Genomic DNA, 16,086 nt, shown 5'->3' on the forward strand with positions numbered 1-16,086 from the left:
GACACAGGGGGAATCCCGCGGCGCGACAGAAACCACTGGGGCAGGATGGGCGCAAACCCGTCAGGAGAACCCCGCCATGCCGAACATCTACGAACAGGACCTGCCCCGCAACCCGGCCAACCATGTGCCGATGTCGCCGCTGTCCTTCATCGAGCGCACCGCCCTCGTCTACCCCGACCGCCTGGCCATCGTGCATGGCGCCTTGCGCCAGAGCTGGGGCCAGACCTACACCCGCTGCCGCCGGCTGGCCAGCGCGCTGCGGCAACAGGGCATTGGCGTGGGCGACACGGTGGCCGTGATGCTGCCCAACACGCCGCCCATGGTGGAAGCGCACTTCGGCATCCCGATGGCCGGCGCGGTGCTGAACGCGCTCAACACCCGTCTGGACGCGGAGGCGCTGGCCTTCATGCTTGACCACGGCGAGGCCAAGGCCGTCATCGTGGACCCCGAGTTCAGCGGCGTGATGGCCCAGGCGCTGGCACTGCGCACGCGCAGCGAGCCCATCCTGGTGGTCGACGTGGAGGATGTGCTGTACACCGGCAAGACGGAACGCATCGGCACCCTGACGTATGAACAGCTGGTGGCCCAGGGGCAGGCCGACTACGCGTGGGAAATGCCGTCGGACGAGTGGAACGCGATCGCGCTGAACTACACGTCGGGCACGACGGGCAACCCGAAGGGCGTGGTCTACCACCATCGCGGGGCGGCGACGAACGCGGTGTCCAACATCCTCGAGTGGGACATGCCCAAGCACCCGGTCTACCTGTGGACGCTGCCGATGTTCCACTGCAATGGCTGGTGCTTCCCGTGGACGGTGGCCGCCCGCGCTGGCGTGAACGTGTGCCTGCGCCGCGTCGACCCGAAGTCCATCTTCGAGGCGTTCCGTCAGCATGGCGTCACGCACTACTGCAGCGCCCCCATCGTGCATGCCGCGCTGGTGAATGCGCCGGCCGAGCTGAAGGAGGGCCTGAACCTGCGCCAGGGTCAGGGTGTGAAGGCCATGGTGGCCGGCGCCGCGCCGCCCGCCGCGATGATCGAGGGCATGGAGCAGCTCGGCATCGACCTGACCCATGTCTACGGCCTGACCGAGATCTACGGCCCGGCCGCCGTGTGTGTGAAGCACGAATCGTGGAACGAGTTGCCCGTGGGCGAGCGCGCCCGGCTGAATGCCCGCCAGGGCGTGGCCTACCACCTGCAGCGTGGCATCAGCGTGATGGACCCGCTGACCATGCAGCCGGTGCCGTCCGATGGCGAGACCATGGGCGAGATCATGTTCCGGGGCAACATCACGATGAAGGGCTACCTGAAGAACCCCAAGGCCACGCAGGAGGCCTTTGCCGGCGGGTGGTTCCACACAGGTGATCTCGCCGTGATGTACCCCGATGGCTACGTGAAGATCAAGGACCGCAGCAAGGACATCATCATCTCGGGCGGCGAGAACATCTCGTCGATCGAGGTGGAAGACGTGCTGTACCGCCATCCGGCCGTGATGGCCGCGGCGGTGGTGGCCAAGCCCGACGAGAAGTGGGGCGAGACGCCGTGCGCCTTCATCGAGCTCAAGCCGGGCGCCCAGGTGACGGCCGAGGAGATCATCCAGCACTGCCGCGCGCACCTCGCGCACTTCAAGGCGCCGCGCGCCGTGGTCTTCGGCGAGCTGCCCAAGACATCGACCGGCAAGATCCAGAAGTTCGAGCTGCGCAAGGTGGCCGGCTCGGTGGCGGCGATCAACGTCTAAAGGCAGCCCGGCGCGGTCCGGGTGTTCAGCGCCCGGCGGCCTGGGCCAGCACAGGCTCGCGCGGCTCCTGGCTGGCGCGCACCAGCGCCAGCGCCGCATCGAACACGCGACGGCGTGTCTCTTCCTTGTCGAGCGACACGCCCATGCGCAGCAGTACCAGCTGCTGGCTCGGCAGGATGACCATGAACTGGCCCATCAGGCCGGTGAAATAGGCGACGTCCCGCGGCACGGTGGCGGGCATCAGCGCCGGGTCGTACAGGCGCAGGCCCGCGCCGTATCCCGCGTTGGCCGGTGACGGTGCCCGCATGAAGGCGACAAAGCCGGGCGGCACCACCGTGCGCCCCTGCCACTGCCCCTCCCGCCGCACAAGTTCGCCCAGCCGGAGCCAGTCACGCGGCCGCAGCACCCCGCGCGCCCCGGCGGCCGGCGTGCCCGTGGCGTCGGGTTCGACAAAGCCCGCGCGCACGCCCAGCGGTGCCAGCAGGTCTTGCCACAGGCTGTCGAGGGCGCGCTGCGCGTCACCGCCCAGCCGGTGGCGGATGGCAGCCCCCAGCAGGGCGCTGGTGCCGGTGGAGTAGTTGAAGCGGGTGCCCGGCGCGGCCTCCATCGGCATGGCCGCGGCATAGGCCGCGTGGTCGCCGTGCGAGAACAGCATGTCCGAGACGGAGCTGAAACCCGAGTGGCCTTCGTCCCACGCCAGGCCGGGCGCGAGGTTCAACGCGTGCCGCCACGTGATCCCCGCTTTTTCCGTGCCGGCCCACACGGGCAGGCCCAGAGGCTGGTCGAGCGCCAGCACACCCCGCCCGAGCAGGGCGCCGGCCCACAGCGCGGTCAGCGACTTCGTCATCGACCAGCCGGGCAGCAGGCTGTCAGGGCCATAACCGGGCGCATAACGCTCGTGGATCAGGCGGCCCTGGTGCAGCACCAGCACAGCCTGGGTGTTCTGACGCGCACGCGGGTTGTCCGTCGTTTCGGCGAAGAGTGCAGCCGACGCGCGCTCGAGCGCGATGGGCAAGGCCGTGTGCGCAGGCGGCGCCTCGGCCGGGCCGTCTCCCTGGGGCCAGGGACGGCCAGCCTGGATCGCACCCGGCGCAAGCGACATGACCGGCGGCTTCAGGGCGGGACTGGTGCGCAACCAGGTGGCCCGGTCCACCCCCGGGGGAAGAAGCGTGCAGCCCAGCCCGGGACGGTGCACCGCCAGGCGTCGCCATCCGGGCACGTGCAGCCAGGTCTTGACCTCGACCTCATCCGCGCCCTGCCGCACCCGCCAGATCCAGGGCAGCGGGCTGACCTTGGGCCCGGTGTAGCGTGTGCGCACCCGCCCGCCGTCATCCCCGATGGCCAGCACCCGGGTGCACAGATCCCAGGCCGCGAAGCCGAGCCCCACGGGCACGTCGTCGAGCAGGCCCGCGCGCGCAGGCGCGGGATGGGCGAGCGCACTCATCGCCAACGCCGCTCCGATGAGGCGGCGACGAGAAAGCAAGGGAAGCAAGGTCTGCAACAACGGCATGCGGGAAACCATGGAGGCGAGAGCGCCCAGACTGTAGCCTGACCCGCACGGTGCCGTGCGCGCGATGCGTTACCGTTACGGCATGAACCTGTTCACTGCCTTGCGCGCCGCCTGGCCGGCCACCCTGGACGATGCGGCCATCCTCACCGACGCCGGCATTTACACGTGGTCCGACCTCGATCGGGCCAGTGCCATGCTGGCCAACCTGCTGCAAAGCCTGCATCTGCAGGGCGTGGACGGGCGACCGCCAGTGGTCGCCGCCCACGTCGACAAATCGGTCGAATCCCTGCTGTTGTACCTGGCCACGCTGCGGGCAGGCTGCGTCTACCTGCCCCTCAACCCGGCCTACCGCGCAGCCGAACTCGAGTACTTCATTCAGGACGCACAGCCGGCCGTGCTGGTGTGCCGCCCGGAAGACCAGGAATGGGTGATCCCGCTGGCGGGCCACGGTCAGGTGGAGCACCTGTTCACGCTGGGCACGGATCGCCGCGGCAGCCTGCTGAGCCACGCGAGCCTGTATGGCGACGAGCAGCAACCGGTGCCCCGCCGCGCCGACGACCTCGCGGCCATCCTCTACACCTCGGGCACCACCGGGCGCAGCAAAGGCGCGATGCTCACGCACGGCAACCTGCTGAGCAACGCGCGCACCCTGCTGCGCCACTGGGACTGGCGCCACGACGATTGCCTGGTGCACGCCCTGCCGATCTTCCACATCCACGGGCTGTTCGTGGCCTCGCACTGCGCGCTGCTGTCGGGCACACCCATGCGCTGGCTGAATGCCTTCTCGCCCGCAGCCGTGCTGGCGCAAATCACGGACACCGCCGCCCCGCAGGCCACCGTGTTCATGGGCGTGCCGACGATGTACGGGCGACTGCTTGCGCACGACGGGCTGAACGCCGAAGCCACCGCCGGCATGCGGCTGTTCGTCAGCGGCTCGGCCCCCTTGCTGCCCGCGGCGTTCAGCGCCTTTGCCGCGCGTACCGGCCACACCGTTCTGGAACGCTACGGCATGAGCGAGACCGGCATGCTGTGCTCCAACCCGTGTCGCGCACGCGAAGGCGAGCGCATCGCGGGCACCGTGGGCCGACCCTTGCCGGGCGTGGGCGTGCGCATCGTGGGCGACGAGGGCCAGCCGCTGGGCACCGGTGAGCCGGGTCACGTCGAGGTGCGCGGCCCCAATGTGTTCATCGGCTACCTCGGCATGCCCGACAAGACCGCCGAAGCCTTCACTGCCGACGGCTGGTTCCGCACCGGCGACGTGGGCCGCATTGACGAACAGGGCCACGTGCACCTCGTGGGGCGCGCCAAGGACCTCATCATCTCGGGTGGCTTCAATGTCTACCCGGCCGAAGTGGAAAGCCACATCGACCGGCTGCCCGGCGTGATCGAATCGGCCGTGATCGGCTTGCCCCACCCCGATTTCGGCGAGGGCGTCGTGGCCGTGATCGTGGCCGAAACCGGCAGCACCCCGGACGAAGCCACTGTGATCACCGCACTGAAGGCCAGCATCGCCAACTTCAAGGTGCCCAAGCGCGTGATCGTGGTCGACGAACTGCCGCGCAACGCCATGGGCAAGGTGCAGAAGAACCTGCTGCGCCAGGCCCACGACGGGGTGTTCACCGCCTCGTGATGCGAACACTGTGATCACCCTCAACCGGAGACCGCCATGCCCGACACCGCCAGCACCCCGCTCGACATCCCCTCGCTGAAGGACCGCGTCAGCGCCGAAGAGTGGCAGCTGCGCGTCGACCTGGCCGCCGCGTACCGGCTGGTTGCGCTCTACGGCTGGAGCGATCTGGTGTTCACGCACATCTCGGCACGCATCCCCGGGCCGGAGCACCACTTCCTGATCAACCCCTACGGCCTGATGTTCGACGAGATCACGGCCTCGAGCCTGGTGAAAGTCGACCAGGCCTGCAACAAGCTCGACGACTCGCCCTTCCCGGTCAACCCGGCCGGCTTCACCATCCACAGCGCGGTGCATGCGGTGCGCGAAGACGCGGGCTGCGTGTTGCACACCCACACCCGCGCCGGCGTGGCCGTGTCAGCCCAGCGCGATGGTGTGCTGCCAATCTCGCAGCAGAGCACCTTCGTGCTCGCCTCGCTGGCATACCACGACTATGAGGGCGTGGCCTTCCGCGAAGACGAGAAGCCGCGCCTGCAGGCGGACCTCGGCGACCGGCGCTTTCTGATGCTGCGCAACCACGGCCTGCTGACCGTGGGTCGCACCATTGCCGATGCCTTCCTCAACATGTATGTGTTCGAGAGCACCTGCCAGATCCAGATTGCTGCGCAAAGCGGTGGCTCGGCCCTGACGCACGTCAATCCGCAGATCGTGGAAGGCGTTTCGCACGCGATGAAGGTGCAGACTGGCGGGCTGGGCGGCGCCTTCGCGTGGCCGGCCCTCATCCGCAAGCTCGACCGCATCGACCCCTCTTACAAGACATGAAGCAGTTCAAGATCGTGCTGGCCATGGTGGCCGCCGCCCTGGGCCTCAGTGCCCTGATCGTCTACCTGGGCCAGCGTGGCGACGCCACCGCCCCGCAGACCGAGGCCACCGGCCTGCCGTGGCAGATCGAAGCGCTGCCCGGAGGCGGCAGCCGCGTGTTCGGTCTGACGCTGATGCCCGCGGGCCAGCCGGGTGGCAGCACCTTGGGCGATGCACGCCAGCGCTGGGGCGACACGATGCAGATCGCCGTGATCGCCGCGCCGGGAGAGGATGGCACGCTGGAGGCCTATGTCGACCCGGCGCCGGCCGGCTTCATCAACGGCAAGCTGGTGATCACGGCCCGCATGGCACCCGAGGCCATCCGCGGCCTGCGCGAGCGGGCGCTGAAGGCCGAGTTCATGGAGAGCACCACACGCAAGTACCAGCTGGCCCCGGCCGACATGGCGCAGGCGCTGGCTGCCCCGGTGGCCGCACTGGGCTTCATTCCCTCGGCCAACCTGGACGATGTCGCGGTGCAGCAGCGTTTCGGCCCGGCCGCCGAGCAGGTGCGGCGCAATGCCCACATGGTGCACCACCTCTACCCCGCGCGCGGGCTCGACCTGGTGCTCGACACCGAAGGCAAGGAGCTGCTGCAGTACGTGGCGCCCGCCGAGTTCGATGCACGTCTGCGCGGACCGCTGAAGGCCGCGCTGGCGGCATCGGCCGCCTCAGGCGCCTCGAGCGCCCCGGCCGCGCGCTGAGCACCGGCCGGAAACCGCAAGCGGCTCAACGGCCCTTGCGCAGCGCCGACAGTTCGGCGTCCTTGGCATCCCAGAGTCCGTTGATCCAGCTCTGCAGGCGCTGGCGGTACTGGGGATCGGTGCCGTCTTCGGCCACGTGCAGGTTCTCGGGGATGTGCACCTGACGCACCGTCACGATGACATTGCGCACCCGACCGCTCAGCAGGTCGGTGAAGGTCGGCACGCCGTCCGGGTAGACGATGGTCACGTCGACCAGGGTTTCGAGTTTGTCACCCAGCGTTTCAAGCGCCATGGCGATGCCACCGGTCTTGGGCTTGAGCAGATGCTGGTAAGGCGACTTCTGCTGCGCCTGCTTGCCCGGCGTGAAGCGCGTGCCCTCCAGGAAGCTGATCACCGAAGTGGGCACCACGCGGAACTTCTCGCAGGCCTTGCGGGCGGCTTCGAGGTCCTGACGGGCCGAGGCCCCGCCCTTGCGGCGCATGAACGGGAAGTCGAGCGCCCACCACGCCAGGCCAATCACCGGCACGAAGATCAGTTCGTGCTTGATGAAGAACTTCAGCAGCGGGATGCGGCGGTTGAATACCTTCTGCAGCACGAGGATGTCAACCCAGCTCTGGTGGTTGCTGCTGACCAGGTACCAGCCCTGGCGCTTGAACCCCTCGGCCCCGCGGATCTCCCACCCACGCTGGCCGACCAACTCGATCCAGCCGTTGTTGATGCTGATCCAGTTCTCTGCGATGCCGTTGAGCAGCACATCGGCCACGCTGCGCACGGCGCGCAGCGGCAGCACCAGCTTGAGAAGGGCCAGCGGCATCATCAGCGAAAAGCCGACAAGGGTGTTGACAGCCAGCACCACCCCGGCAAAGGTGGCCTTGATCGGAGCAAGAAGGGACATGTATCGGTCTCGTTGGGAAAGCCCGCGATTATGTGCACAGATGTGCATCAAGCCGCATCTCGCCCATCGGCTCCTCGCGCGTGCCGTTCGTCACGCGCCCGGCCGGAACGTGGCCGGGGGCCCTGGGCAAGCCGAGCCGGCTCGCATAAGGTGCTGCCATGCCCGCATCGTCGCCCTTCTCGCTGGTTTCCTGGCTCCATCACGCCGATGGCACCCCGCCGCCGGCCAACCTGCCCGTCCAGCAGTGGCACGCGTGGGAGGCCCTGTGCGCGCAGCTCACACCCCTGCTCATGGCGCCGCGCCAGGCCAGCGATTTCGCCGGCGCGCTGCACCCCCTGGCCGCCGAACTGGTCGCCCTGACCCGGGAAGATCCCGACGTGGCGATCTTCCACATGGTGCACGGCAGCGAAGACCCGCTGGTGCGCTACAGCGCGCGCCATGCCATGCACACCGCCATGCTGATGGCGCTGGTCGGCCGCCGCAAGGACTGGGGCGACGGACGCACCGCACTGGGCGTGAAGGCCGCGCTCACCATGAACCTGTCGATCATGGCGCTGCAGGACACCCTCGCCCGACAGGTGACGCCGCTCACCCCCGAGCAACGCGCCGAGATCCAGGCGCACCCCGAAGCCACGCGCCGGATGCTGATCGAGCTGGGCATCGACGAGCCGGACTGGCTGGACGCCGTGGTGCAGCATCACGAACAGCCCGACGGTCGGGGCTACCCGCACGGCCTGGTCAAGGTCCACACGCTGGCCGATGCCATCCACACCTGCGACGTGTTCAGCGCCAAGCTCAGCCCGCGAGCCAGCCGGGGGCGCCTGCCCGCGCCGCAGGCCGCCGCAGAGATCTTCCGCCAGCGCAGCGCCGGCTATTTTGGCGCCACCATCATCCGCGAACTGGGGCTGTACCCGCCGGGCAGCCTGGTGGACCTCGCCAGCGGCGAGCGGGCCGTGGTGCTGTGCCGCACGGCCGATGCCGGCGCACCCCAGGTGGCCGTGGTGACCGATGCGCTGGCCTGCCCATTGCCCATGCCACTGCGCTCGGGCACGGCACGGCAGGGCCCGCACCGCGTGCTCGGAGCCGCGGCCGACCGCGCCGGGGCCGACACCTTTGCCCCCACCACGCTGCTGGCCCTGCGCTGACCCACGCGTTCACCGGGGCATTCACCGCGCCGTCATGAAACAGGCGCAAAGTGACACGATTCCGTCATTTCGTGTCCGCCCATGTCGCCTGCTCCCCTTGATCCCGACCTGCTGCGCCGCCTGCAGGAAGACGTCATCGACAGCTACGACGAAGAGCTGGAGATGGAGGTCGACGACCGCATCCTCGACGGCCCGGGCGACCAGACCGCCGAGGCCCGCGAGGACCGCCGCCGCTATTTCCGCGAGCTGTTCCGCCTGCAGGGCGAACTCGTCAAGCTGCAGGACTGGGTGGTGCACACCGGGCAGCGCGTGGTCGTCCTGTTCGAAGGGCGGGATGCCGCGGGCAAGGGGGGGGCCATCAAGCGCATCACGCAGCGCCTGAACCCGCGCGTGTGCCGCGTGGCCGCCCTGCCCGCCCCGAACGACCGCGAAAAAACGCAGTGGTACTTCCAGCGCTACGTGGCCCATCTGCCGGCTGCCGGCGAGATCGTGCTGTTCGACCGCAGCTGGTACAACCGCGCCGGCGTCGAGCGCGTGATGGGCTTCTGCAGCGACGACGAGCTGGAAGAGTTCTTCCGCTCGGTGCCCGAGTTCGAGAAGATGCTGGTGCGCAGCGGCATCCGCGTCATCAAGTACTGGTTCTCGATCTCTGATGAGGAGCAGAACGCGCGCTTCCTGGCCCGCATCCACGACCCGCTCAAACAGTGGAAGCTCAGCCCGATGGACCTCGAAAGCCGTCGGCGCTGGGAGGCCTACACGCGCGCCAAGGAAGTCATGCTGGAGCGCACCCACATCCCCGAGGCGCCCTGGTGGGTCGTGCAGGCGGTGGACAAGAAGCGTGCCCGCCTCAACGTGATCCATCACCTGCTCAACCATTTCGACTATGTCGAGGTGCCGCACAAGCCGGTGCAGTTGCCGCCCCGCATGCGGCACGAGGACTACGCGCGCCAGCCCGTGCCCGCCAGCCTGTACGTGCCCGAGATCTATTGATCCGGATCAGGCGGACGCGCAGCGACGGGAGCGGGCCGCACGCTACCATCCGGGGATGTTCGTCCGTCCGCGTGCGATGGCACGCGCCCCTTACCTGCGCTGGGCCGTGTTGGCGGCCCTGGTGTTTGCAGCGATGGCCCCGACCCTGTCGGCCTGGCTGCACAGCCAGGGGCGGGTGTGGGCGACGGTCTGCACCACCTCCGGTGAGCCCCGGGTGATGCTGGTGTCTGACGCCGACACGATGGCGAACGACGTCTCGGGCGAGGCCCCGGGGATGGGTCAGCACGCCGACTGCCCCTACTGCCTCCTTCAGCATCACATGGCGCCCCCGCCCGACCAAGTGGCCATGCGGGATCATCGCCCAGCCCCCTCGGTGCTGCGCCGCTGGACGGTGCTGGCCCTGCCCTATCAGGCAGTCGCCTGGGCCCATCGGCCCGCACAGGCGCCGCCCGCCCTGCACGCCTGACTGCTGGCGTGCTGCATCGGCGCCTGTCGATGCGCGCCTGCGCGCCGCACCTCCCCTTTTTGATTCACCCGCCCGGACCGGCTGCCGCCGCCGGGCTGCCGTCGCGCTGTGCCCGCATCACGCCGCCTGGTCCTTGGCGTCGTGAGGCGGTGTCCGCGAGGCACCCATCCGCCAGACAACGACCATGACATTCCACCGACTGCCCTGCGCTGCCAGCGCCGCACTGGCCCTGGTGAGCGCCCACGCCAACGACGCAGACACACTGTCCGCCATCACCGTCTCGGCTCGCCGACTCGCATCTCCCCTCGCTTCGCCCACCACCGTGTCAGACACGGCATCGTGGCTGAGTAACCTTGCCGGCTTCAGCGTCTGGTCTGCGGGGGGCGTTTCCGGGCTGCCCGCGTTGCGCGGCCTGGCCGACGACCGCGTCAAGGTGCTGGTCGACGACCTCGACCTCGCCTCGGCCTGCGCCAACCACATGAACGCCCCGCTGTCCTACGTCGAGCCCACGCAGGTGCAGAGCGTGTCGGTGCACGCCGGCGTCAGCCCCGTGAGCGCCGGCGGCGACAACATCGGCGGCACCATTGCCCTGCGCACAACCCGGCCGGTCTTCGCGACCGAGGCGGACACGCTGCGCACGGACGGCCAGCTGAGCCTCGCCACCCGCAGCGTGGATCGGGCGTGGTCTGGCGCCCTGCGCTTCGGCGTGGCCTCGGACACCGTGCGCCTGGACTACAGCGGCAGCACGGTCGAGGCCCAGAGCTACCGCGATGGCCATGGCCGGGTGGTGCGCGACACGCTCTACAAGCAGACCCACCACCGCTTGAACCTCGCGGCCCAGCGCGGCGGCGACCTCTGGACCTTCAGCGTGAGCGACCAGATGGTGCCCTACCAGGGCTTTCCGAACCAGTACATGGACATGACGCACAACCACGCCAACGCGGCGCGGCTGGGCTATGAGGGCACCTTCGACTGGGGCCGACTGGAAGCACGGCTGTACGCGCAGAACACGCGCCACGCGATGGGCTTTCCGAGCAGCGAGCGCACCGGGTCCATGCCCATGAACACCGAGGGCCGCGACACCGGCTACAGCCTCAAGGCCGAGCGCGCCGCGTGGAACGGCACGCTGCGCTTCGGGCACGAACTCAACCAGCAGACGCTGGACGACTGGTGGCCACCGGTGCCGGGCTCGATGATGATGTCGCCGCAGACCTACGTGAACATCCAGAACGGCCGCCGTGATCGCGTGGCCTTGTACGGGGAATGGGAAGGCCCGCTGACCGATGGCTGGAGCGGCATCGGCGGCCTGCGCTACGAGGCCGTGCGCACCAGCGCTGGCCCCGTGCAGGGCTATGGCTGCGGGATGATGTGCGCCCCCGACAACGCGGCCGCAGCAGCCTTCAACGCGGCCGACCGTACCCGCCGTGACGACAACGTCGATGCCTCGCTGCTGCTGCGCAAGGCCACCTCGGCACAGCAGTCGGTCGAACTGGGCCTGGCCCGCAAGACCCGCTCGCCCAATCTGTACGAGCGCTACTCGTGGGGCCGCGGCAGCATGGCCATGACGATGATCGGCTGGTTCGGCGATGGCAACGGCTATGTGGGCGACATCGGCCTGCGTCCGGAAGTGGCGCACACCGTGAGCGCCACCATGGACTGGCACGACGCCGCACGGGATACCTGGTCACTGCAGCTCACGCCGTACGCCAGCTACGTCAAGGACTACATCGACGCTGATCCCATGGGCAGCTTCAACCCCTACCGGCGCACCACCGAGACGCGCAACCTGCTGCGGTTCGCCAACCACGATGCGCGGCTGTTCGGTGCCAACCTGAGCGGCAGCTGGCTGGCGTGGCGCAGCGCCGACTGGGGCCAGTGGACCTGGCAGGGCAAGCTGGACTGGACGCGCGGCCACCGCACCGACGGCGGCGCGCTCTACCGCATGATGCCGTTGAACCTGGCGTTGGCGCTGGAACACCGGTTGGGCCCGTGGCGCAACTTCGTGCAGATGCAGGCCGTGGACCACAAGCGCCATGTGGACGCGCGGCGCGACGAGGACGTGACGCCCGGCTACACGCTGTTCAACCTGGGCACGGCCTACCAGGCCACGCCCGACCTGACCCTGCAGCTCACCATGCGCAACCTGTTCGACCGGGCCCACGCGCTGCCGCAGGGTGGCGTGAACCTGGCCGAGTTCAAGATGACCAGCGCGACCACCCTGAGCCCGCTGCAGGGCCCCGGTCGCTCGATCGACCTGGGACTGACCTGGCGCTTCTGAGCCCGACCCGAGTGCGGGGGCGCATGCCCCCGTCATCGTCACAAGCGGCGAGACGCGGTAGGCTCTCGGGTTTCACGCTGACGCGGAGCCCTTCTGTGCTGAGCTGGTTCGAGAATCTCGTCCACCCCTATCCCGACGCCCCACCCAAAGCCCCGCCACGGGGCTTTCTTGCCTTCGTGTGGGCGGCCACCGCCGGCATGCGGCCCTGGCTGCTCGGCATGACGCTGCTCACCGCCGCCATTGCCGCGTTCGAGGCCCTGCTGTTCAACATGCTCGGCAGCATCGTCGACTGGCTGAGCACCACGCCGCCGGCCGAGCTGTGGTCGGCGTCGCGTGGCAAGTTGCTGCTGCTGGCGGCCATCCTGATCGCCAGCCCGCTGGCGGTGTGGCTGCAGACGCTGCTCAAGCACCAGACGCTGGCCGGCAACTTCCCGATGAAGCTGCGCTGGCAGTTTCACCGCCACATGCTCGGCCAGAGCATGGCCTTCTACCAGGACGAATTCGCCGGCCGCGTGGCCACCAAGGTCATGCAGACGGCGCTGGCCGTGCGCGACTGCTGCTTCGTCGTCGGCGACATCCTCGTCTTCACGATGGTGTACTTTCTGACCATGACTGCAGTGGTCGGCGGCTTCGACGCCTGGCTGCTGCTGCCCTTCCTTGGCTGGTTCTCGCTCTATGGCCTGGCCGTGTGGTACTTCGTGCCGCGCCTGAGCCGCGTGGCGCGTGCCCAGGCCGATGCCCGTTCGCTGATGACCGGCCGCATCACCGACGCGTACACCAACATCGCCACCGTCAAGCTGTTCTCGCACGGCCAGCGCGAGGCGGTGTACGCACGCTCGGCCATGCAGGAGTTCATGAAGACCGTGCACGGCCAGATGCGCCTGGTCAGCGGGTTCGAGGTGGCCAACCATGCATTGAGCATGCTGCTCATCCTGTCCACATCCGGCCTCGCGCTGTGGCTGTGGACGCAGGGGCAGGTCGGCATCGGCGCGGTGGCGGCGGCCACGGCCATGGCCCTGCGGCTCAACGGCATCTCGCACTGGATGATGTGGGAGATGGCCAGCCTGTTCGAGCACATCGGCACCATCCAGGACGGCATCAACACGCTCGCGCGCGCGCCCACCGTGGTCGACGCACCGGACGCCCGGCCGCTGACCGTGCCCGCAGGCGACATCCGCTTCGAGCAGGTCGGCTTCCACTACGGCGGCGACCGCAAGGTGATCGACCATCTGAACCTGCACATCCGCCCCGGCGAGAAGATCGGCCTGGTCGGCCGCTCGGGCGCGGGCAAGTCCACCATCGTGAACCTGCTGCTGCGCTTCTACGACGTCGAGCACGGCCGCATCCTGATCGACGGCCAGGACATCGCCCACGTGACCCAGGACAGCCTGCGCGAGCACATCGGCATGGTCACGCAGGACACCTCGCTGCTGCACCGCTCGGTGCGCGAGAACATCCTCTATGGCCGCCCGGACGCCACCGACGACGACATGGTCCGCGCCGCGCACAAGGCCGAGGCCCACGACTTCATCGCCACCCTCAGCGACCCGGCCGGCCGCACGGGCTACGACGCCCACGTGGGCGAACGTGGCGTGAAGCTCTCGGGCGGGCAGCGCCAGCGCATTGCCATCGCCCGCGTGATGCTGAAGGACGCGCCCATCCTGCTGCTCGATGAAGCGACCAGCGCGCTCGATTCCGAGGTCGAAGCCGCCATCCAGGCCAGCCTGTACCGCCTGATGGAAGGCAAGACGGTGGTGGCCATCGCCCACCGGCTGTCGACCATCGCGGCCATGGACCGATTGATCGTGCTCGATCAGGGCCGCATCGTCGAAGAAGGCGACCACGCAACCCTGCTGGCCCGGGGCGGCCTGTACGCGCGCCTGTGGGCGCATCAGAGCGGTGGCTTCCTGGGTGAAGACGCAGACGACGCGGAGCGCGTGGAACCGGCCACCGGCACCTGAAGCCGGCGGCCACGCGCCTCACCAGGGCAGGGTCTGGCCCTGCCAGTCGAGAAAACCACCGTTGTCAGCCGGCGTGAGGCCGCGCAGCACACCGCACAGGTTCGCGGCCGCTTCGGCCGGCGTGTGCACGATCAGGCCACGCTTGGCAAACGAGGCGGACAGCCCGGTGTCCACCGTGCCCGGGTGCAGCGCCACGCACACGGCGGCGGGTCGGCAGCGCGCCAGTTCGACCGACGCCGTGCGCACCAGCTGGTTGAGCGCCGCCTTCGAGGCGCGGTAGCTGTACCAGCCGCCCAGCCGGTTGTCCCCGATGCTGCCGACCTTGGCCGACAGGGTGGCGAACACGCTGACGCCCTCTCGCGGCAGCAGCGGCAGGAAGTGCTTCATCAACAGCGCCGGGCCGATCGCGTTGACGGCAAAGGCGTGCGCCATGTGTCGGGCATCGAGTTGTCGCCACGACTTCTCGGGTTGCATGCCCTCGCCATGCAGAAAGCCGGTCGCGTCCACCACCAGCCGCAGCGGACACCCGCGCGCCCCGCAAGCGGCCTGCACATGGGCCGCGGCCGCCGCGATGCGGGCCTCGTCCAGCAGATCGAACGGCAGCTCGCCCTGTCGGCTCACGCCGATGACGTGGGCCTCTCCCCACCCGGCGTTCAGGTGCTCGAGCAAGGCCGTGCCGATGCCACCGGTGGCCCCGACGACCACGGCGAGCCCCTCACCCCAGGGCAACGTGCTCACGAAGTCACCTCCGCTGCGCTGGCCTCACCGCGCGCAGCGGCCCGGGCCGGCGCCGGCAGCGGCACGCCTTCGGCCCGCGCGACGGTCGCCAACGCTTCCTCCATCAGTGCCCGCGCCTGGCCCGCCACCCGGAACAGATAGGCGTGCAGCGTCACGTCGGCCGGCTGGCGGCTCTCGCAATCGGCGCTGTAGGTTTCGAACTGCCCCAGCAGCGTGATGAGCTGGGCCAGGTGCTGGGGGCATTCGCATGCCACGCGGGGCATGGCCTGGGTCAATGCATACAGGTCGTCGGCATCGAAGCGGGGCGGCGGCGCGAGTTGCGCCAGCGTCGGCGTGGCGTCGGCCAGGCTCTGCCAGCTGCGCAACTCGTCGTGCAGCAGGGAGGCCCACTCGTCCGGCGTCAACGGCGCGCGCCGCAGCACGGCCGAGCGCACCCGCAGCGATTCCAGCACCTGCGTGGAGGCAAAGCCATAAACCACGATCTGATGCCGTGCCCCGACCACCCGCGCCAGTCGCCACAACCGCTGGGCCGTGTCCATGTGCAGCGCCCCGACCTCCACCAGCACCGCATCGGCCTGCACACCGCGCGCGCTCAGCTCGGTGTCGGCGCCATCGCCCAGGTGCGCCACGATGTGGGCCCCGGCCACGCCCTGCAGGGCGTGCACGTGCCTCGGCGTGAAGCCACTGCCCAGCAGCAGCACCCGCATGGCGTCCGGTCGGCTGTCCGGCGCAGAAGGCGGCGCCGAGAGCGCGGCCGCCACGCCCGCCACCTCGTCGACCATGGCCTGAAGCCGGGCGGTGTCCAGACGGGCCAGCATGCCGATGCCGTTGCCCTGATCCACGAGTTGCTTGATCAACACCAAACGGCGCACGTCCTGACTTGAATACAGTCGGTGGCCGGAAGGTGCCTGGCTCGGGCCCACGACGCGGTATCTGCGCTCCCACACGCGCAGGGTGGCCACCGGGATGTTCACCATCCGGGCGGCGGCACTGCTGCGATAGCGGGGCACGGCGGCATCGTCCTGCCAATGGAGGTCTTCGTTCATGGAGATGTCCTTTGGTGCGCTTCAGATGACCTCATTTTGACAACACGGACCGGCTTTGAACCACCAGGGAAGCGGCATAAGCTTGTTCAGGTGGCCACAACGTCGATACAAAACGAGGTCAACACCATTTCAA

At 69.1% G+C, this 16,086-nt stretch carries 13 protein-coding genes; 9 read left to right on the forward strand and 4 right to left on the reverse strand.

What is annotated here, in order from left to right:
* Positions 1–76 precede the first annotated feature (76 nt).
* Positions 77–1,735, forward strand: coding sequence for an acyl-CoA synthetase (locus tag Q0Z44_RS03765; RefSeq protein WP_298010542.1), 1,659 nt, complete (start codon positions 77–79; stop codon positions 1,733–1,735).
* 25 nt (positions 1,736–1,760) lie between these two features.
* Here Q0Z44_RS03765 and Q0Z44_RS03770 read toward each other — a convergent pair whose 3' ends face one another.
* The gene (locus tag Q0Z44_RS03770) at positions 1,761–3,245 is read right to left on the reverse strand and encodes a serine hydrolase (protein ID WP_298010545.1); all 1,485 of its coding nucleotides are present in this window, start codon (positions 3,243–3,245) and stop codon (positions 1,761–1,763) included.
* A gap of 82 nt (positions 3,246–3,327) precedes the next feature.
* On the opposite strand from Q0Z44_RS03770, the gene Q0Z44_RS03775 reads away from it, so the two are divergent.
* From Q0Z44_RS03775 to Q0Z44_RS03785, 3 genes are read left to right on the forward strand one after another with little or no spacing between them, the layout of a single operon-like run.
* Positions 3,328–4,875, forward strand: coding sequence for a malonyl-CoA synthase (locus tag Q0Z44_RS03775; protein WP_298010548.1), 1,548 nt, complete (start codon positions 3,328–3,330; stop codon positions 4,873–4,875).
* Positions 4,876–4,911: 36 nt separating this feature from the next.
* Positions 4,912–5,694: a class II aldolase/adducin family protein gene (locus Q0Z44_RS03780; protein WP_298010551.1), complete on the forward strand. Its 783-nt coding sequence runs from the start codon at positions 4,912–4,914 to the stop codon at positions 5,692–5,694.
* A complete protein-coding gene (locus Q0Z44_RS03785) occupies positions 5,691–6,434 on the forward strand; it encodes a hypothetical protein (RefSeq protein WP_298010553.1) in 744 nt (247 codons plus the stop codon). Before Q0Z44_RS03780 ends, Q0Z44_RS03785 begins: the two co-directional genes overlap by 4 nt.
* Positions 6,435–6,459: 25 nt before the next feature.
* Here the strand turns inward: Q0Z44_RS03785 and Q0Z44_RS03790 are convergent, their stop codons facing one another.
* A complete protein-coding gene (locus tag Q0Z44_RS03790) occupies positions 6,460–7,329 on the reverse strand; it encodes an acyltransferase (RefSeq protein ID WP_298010556.1) in 870 nt (289 codons plus the stop codon).
* A gap of 158 nt (positions 7,330–7,487) precedes the next feature.
* Here Q0Z44_RS03790 and Q0Z44_RS03795 point away from each other — a divergent pair, with 158 nt between their 5' ends.
* From Q0Z44_RS03795 to Q0Z44_RS03815, 5 genes are all read left to right on the forward strand, one after another.
* On the forward strand, positions 7,488–8,474 hold the full coding sequence (locus Q0Z44_RS03795; RefSeq protein WP_298010559.1) for an HD domain-containing phosphohydrolase: 987 nt from the start codon (positions 7,488–7,490) through the stop codon (positions 8,472–8,474).
* Positions 8,475–8,555: 81 nt separating this feature from the next.
* Positions 8,556–9,464: a polyphosphate kinase 2 gene (ppk2, locus tag Q0Z44_RS03800; RefSeq protein ID WP_298010562.1), complete on the forward strand. Its 909-nt coding sequence runs from the start codon at positions 8,556–8,558 to the stop codon at positions 9,462–9,464.
* 55 nt (positions 9,465–9,519) lie between these two features.
* Entirely contained in the window at positions 9,520–9,930 is a 411-nt protein-coding gene (locus Q0Z44_RS03805) for a DUF2946 family protein (protein ID WP_298010565.1), read from the forward strand.
* A gap of 184 nt (positions 9,931–10,114) precedes the next feature.
* The gene (locus tag Q0Z44_RS03810) at positions 10,115–12,208 is read left to right on the forward strand and encodes a TonB-dependent receptor (protein WP_298010568.1); all 2,094 of its coding nucleotides are present in this window, start codon (positions 10,115–10,117) and stop codon (positions 12,206–12,208) included.
* A 95-nt stretch (positions 12,209–12,303) separates the two neighbouring features.
* Entirely contained in the window at positions 12,304–14,169 is a 1,866-nt protein-coding gene (locus Q0Z44_RS03815; RefSeq protein ID WP_298010570.1) for an ABC transporter ATP-binding protein, read from the forward strand.
* Between the two features lie 18 nt (positions 14,170–14,187).
* Here Q0Z44_RS03815 and Q0Z44_RS03820 read toward each other — a convergent pair whose 3' ends face one another.
* On the reverse strand, positions 14,188–14,907 hold the full coding sequence (locus Q0Z44_RS03820) for an SDR family NAD(P)-dependent oxidoreductase (protein ID WP_298010571.1): 720 nt from the start codon (positions 14,905–14,907) through the stop codon (positions 14,188–14,190).
* The gene (locus Q0Z44_RS03825; protein WP_298010572.1) at positions 14,904–15,953 is read right to left on the reverse strand and encodes a MerR family transcriptional regulator; all 1,050 of its coding nucleotides are present in this window, start codon (positions 15,951–15,953) and stop codon (positions 14,904–14,906) included. Before Q0Z44_RS03825 ends, Q0Z44_RS03820 begins: the two co-directional genes overlap by 4 nt.
* Positions 15,954–16,086: the final 133 nt, after the last annotated feature.

It is taken from the genome of uncultured Aquabacterium sp. (assembly GCF_947366995.1).
Lineage (GTDB): Bacteria > Pseudomonadota > Gammaproteobacteria > Burkholderiales > Burkholderiaceae_C > Aquabacterium.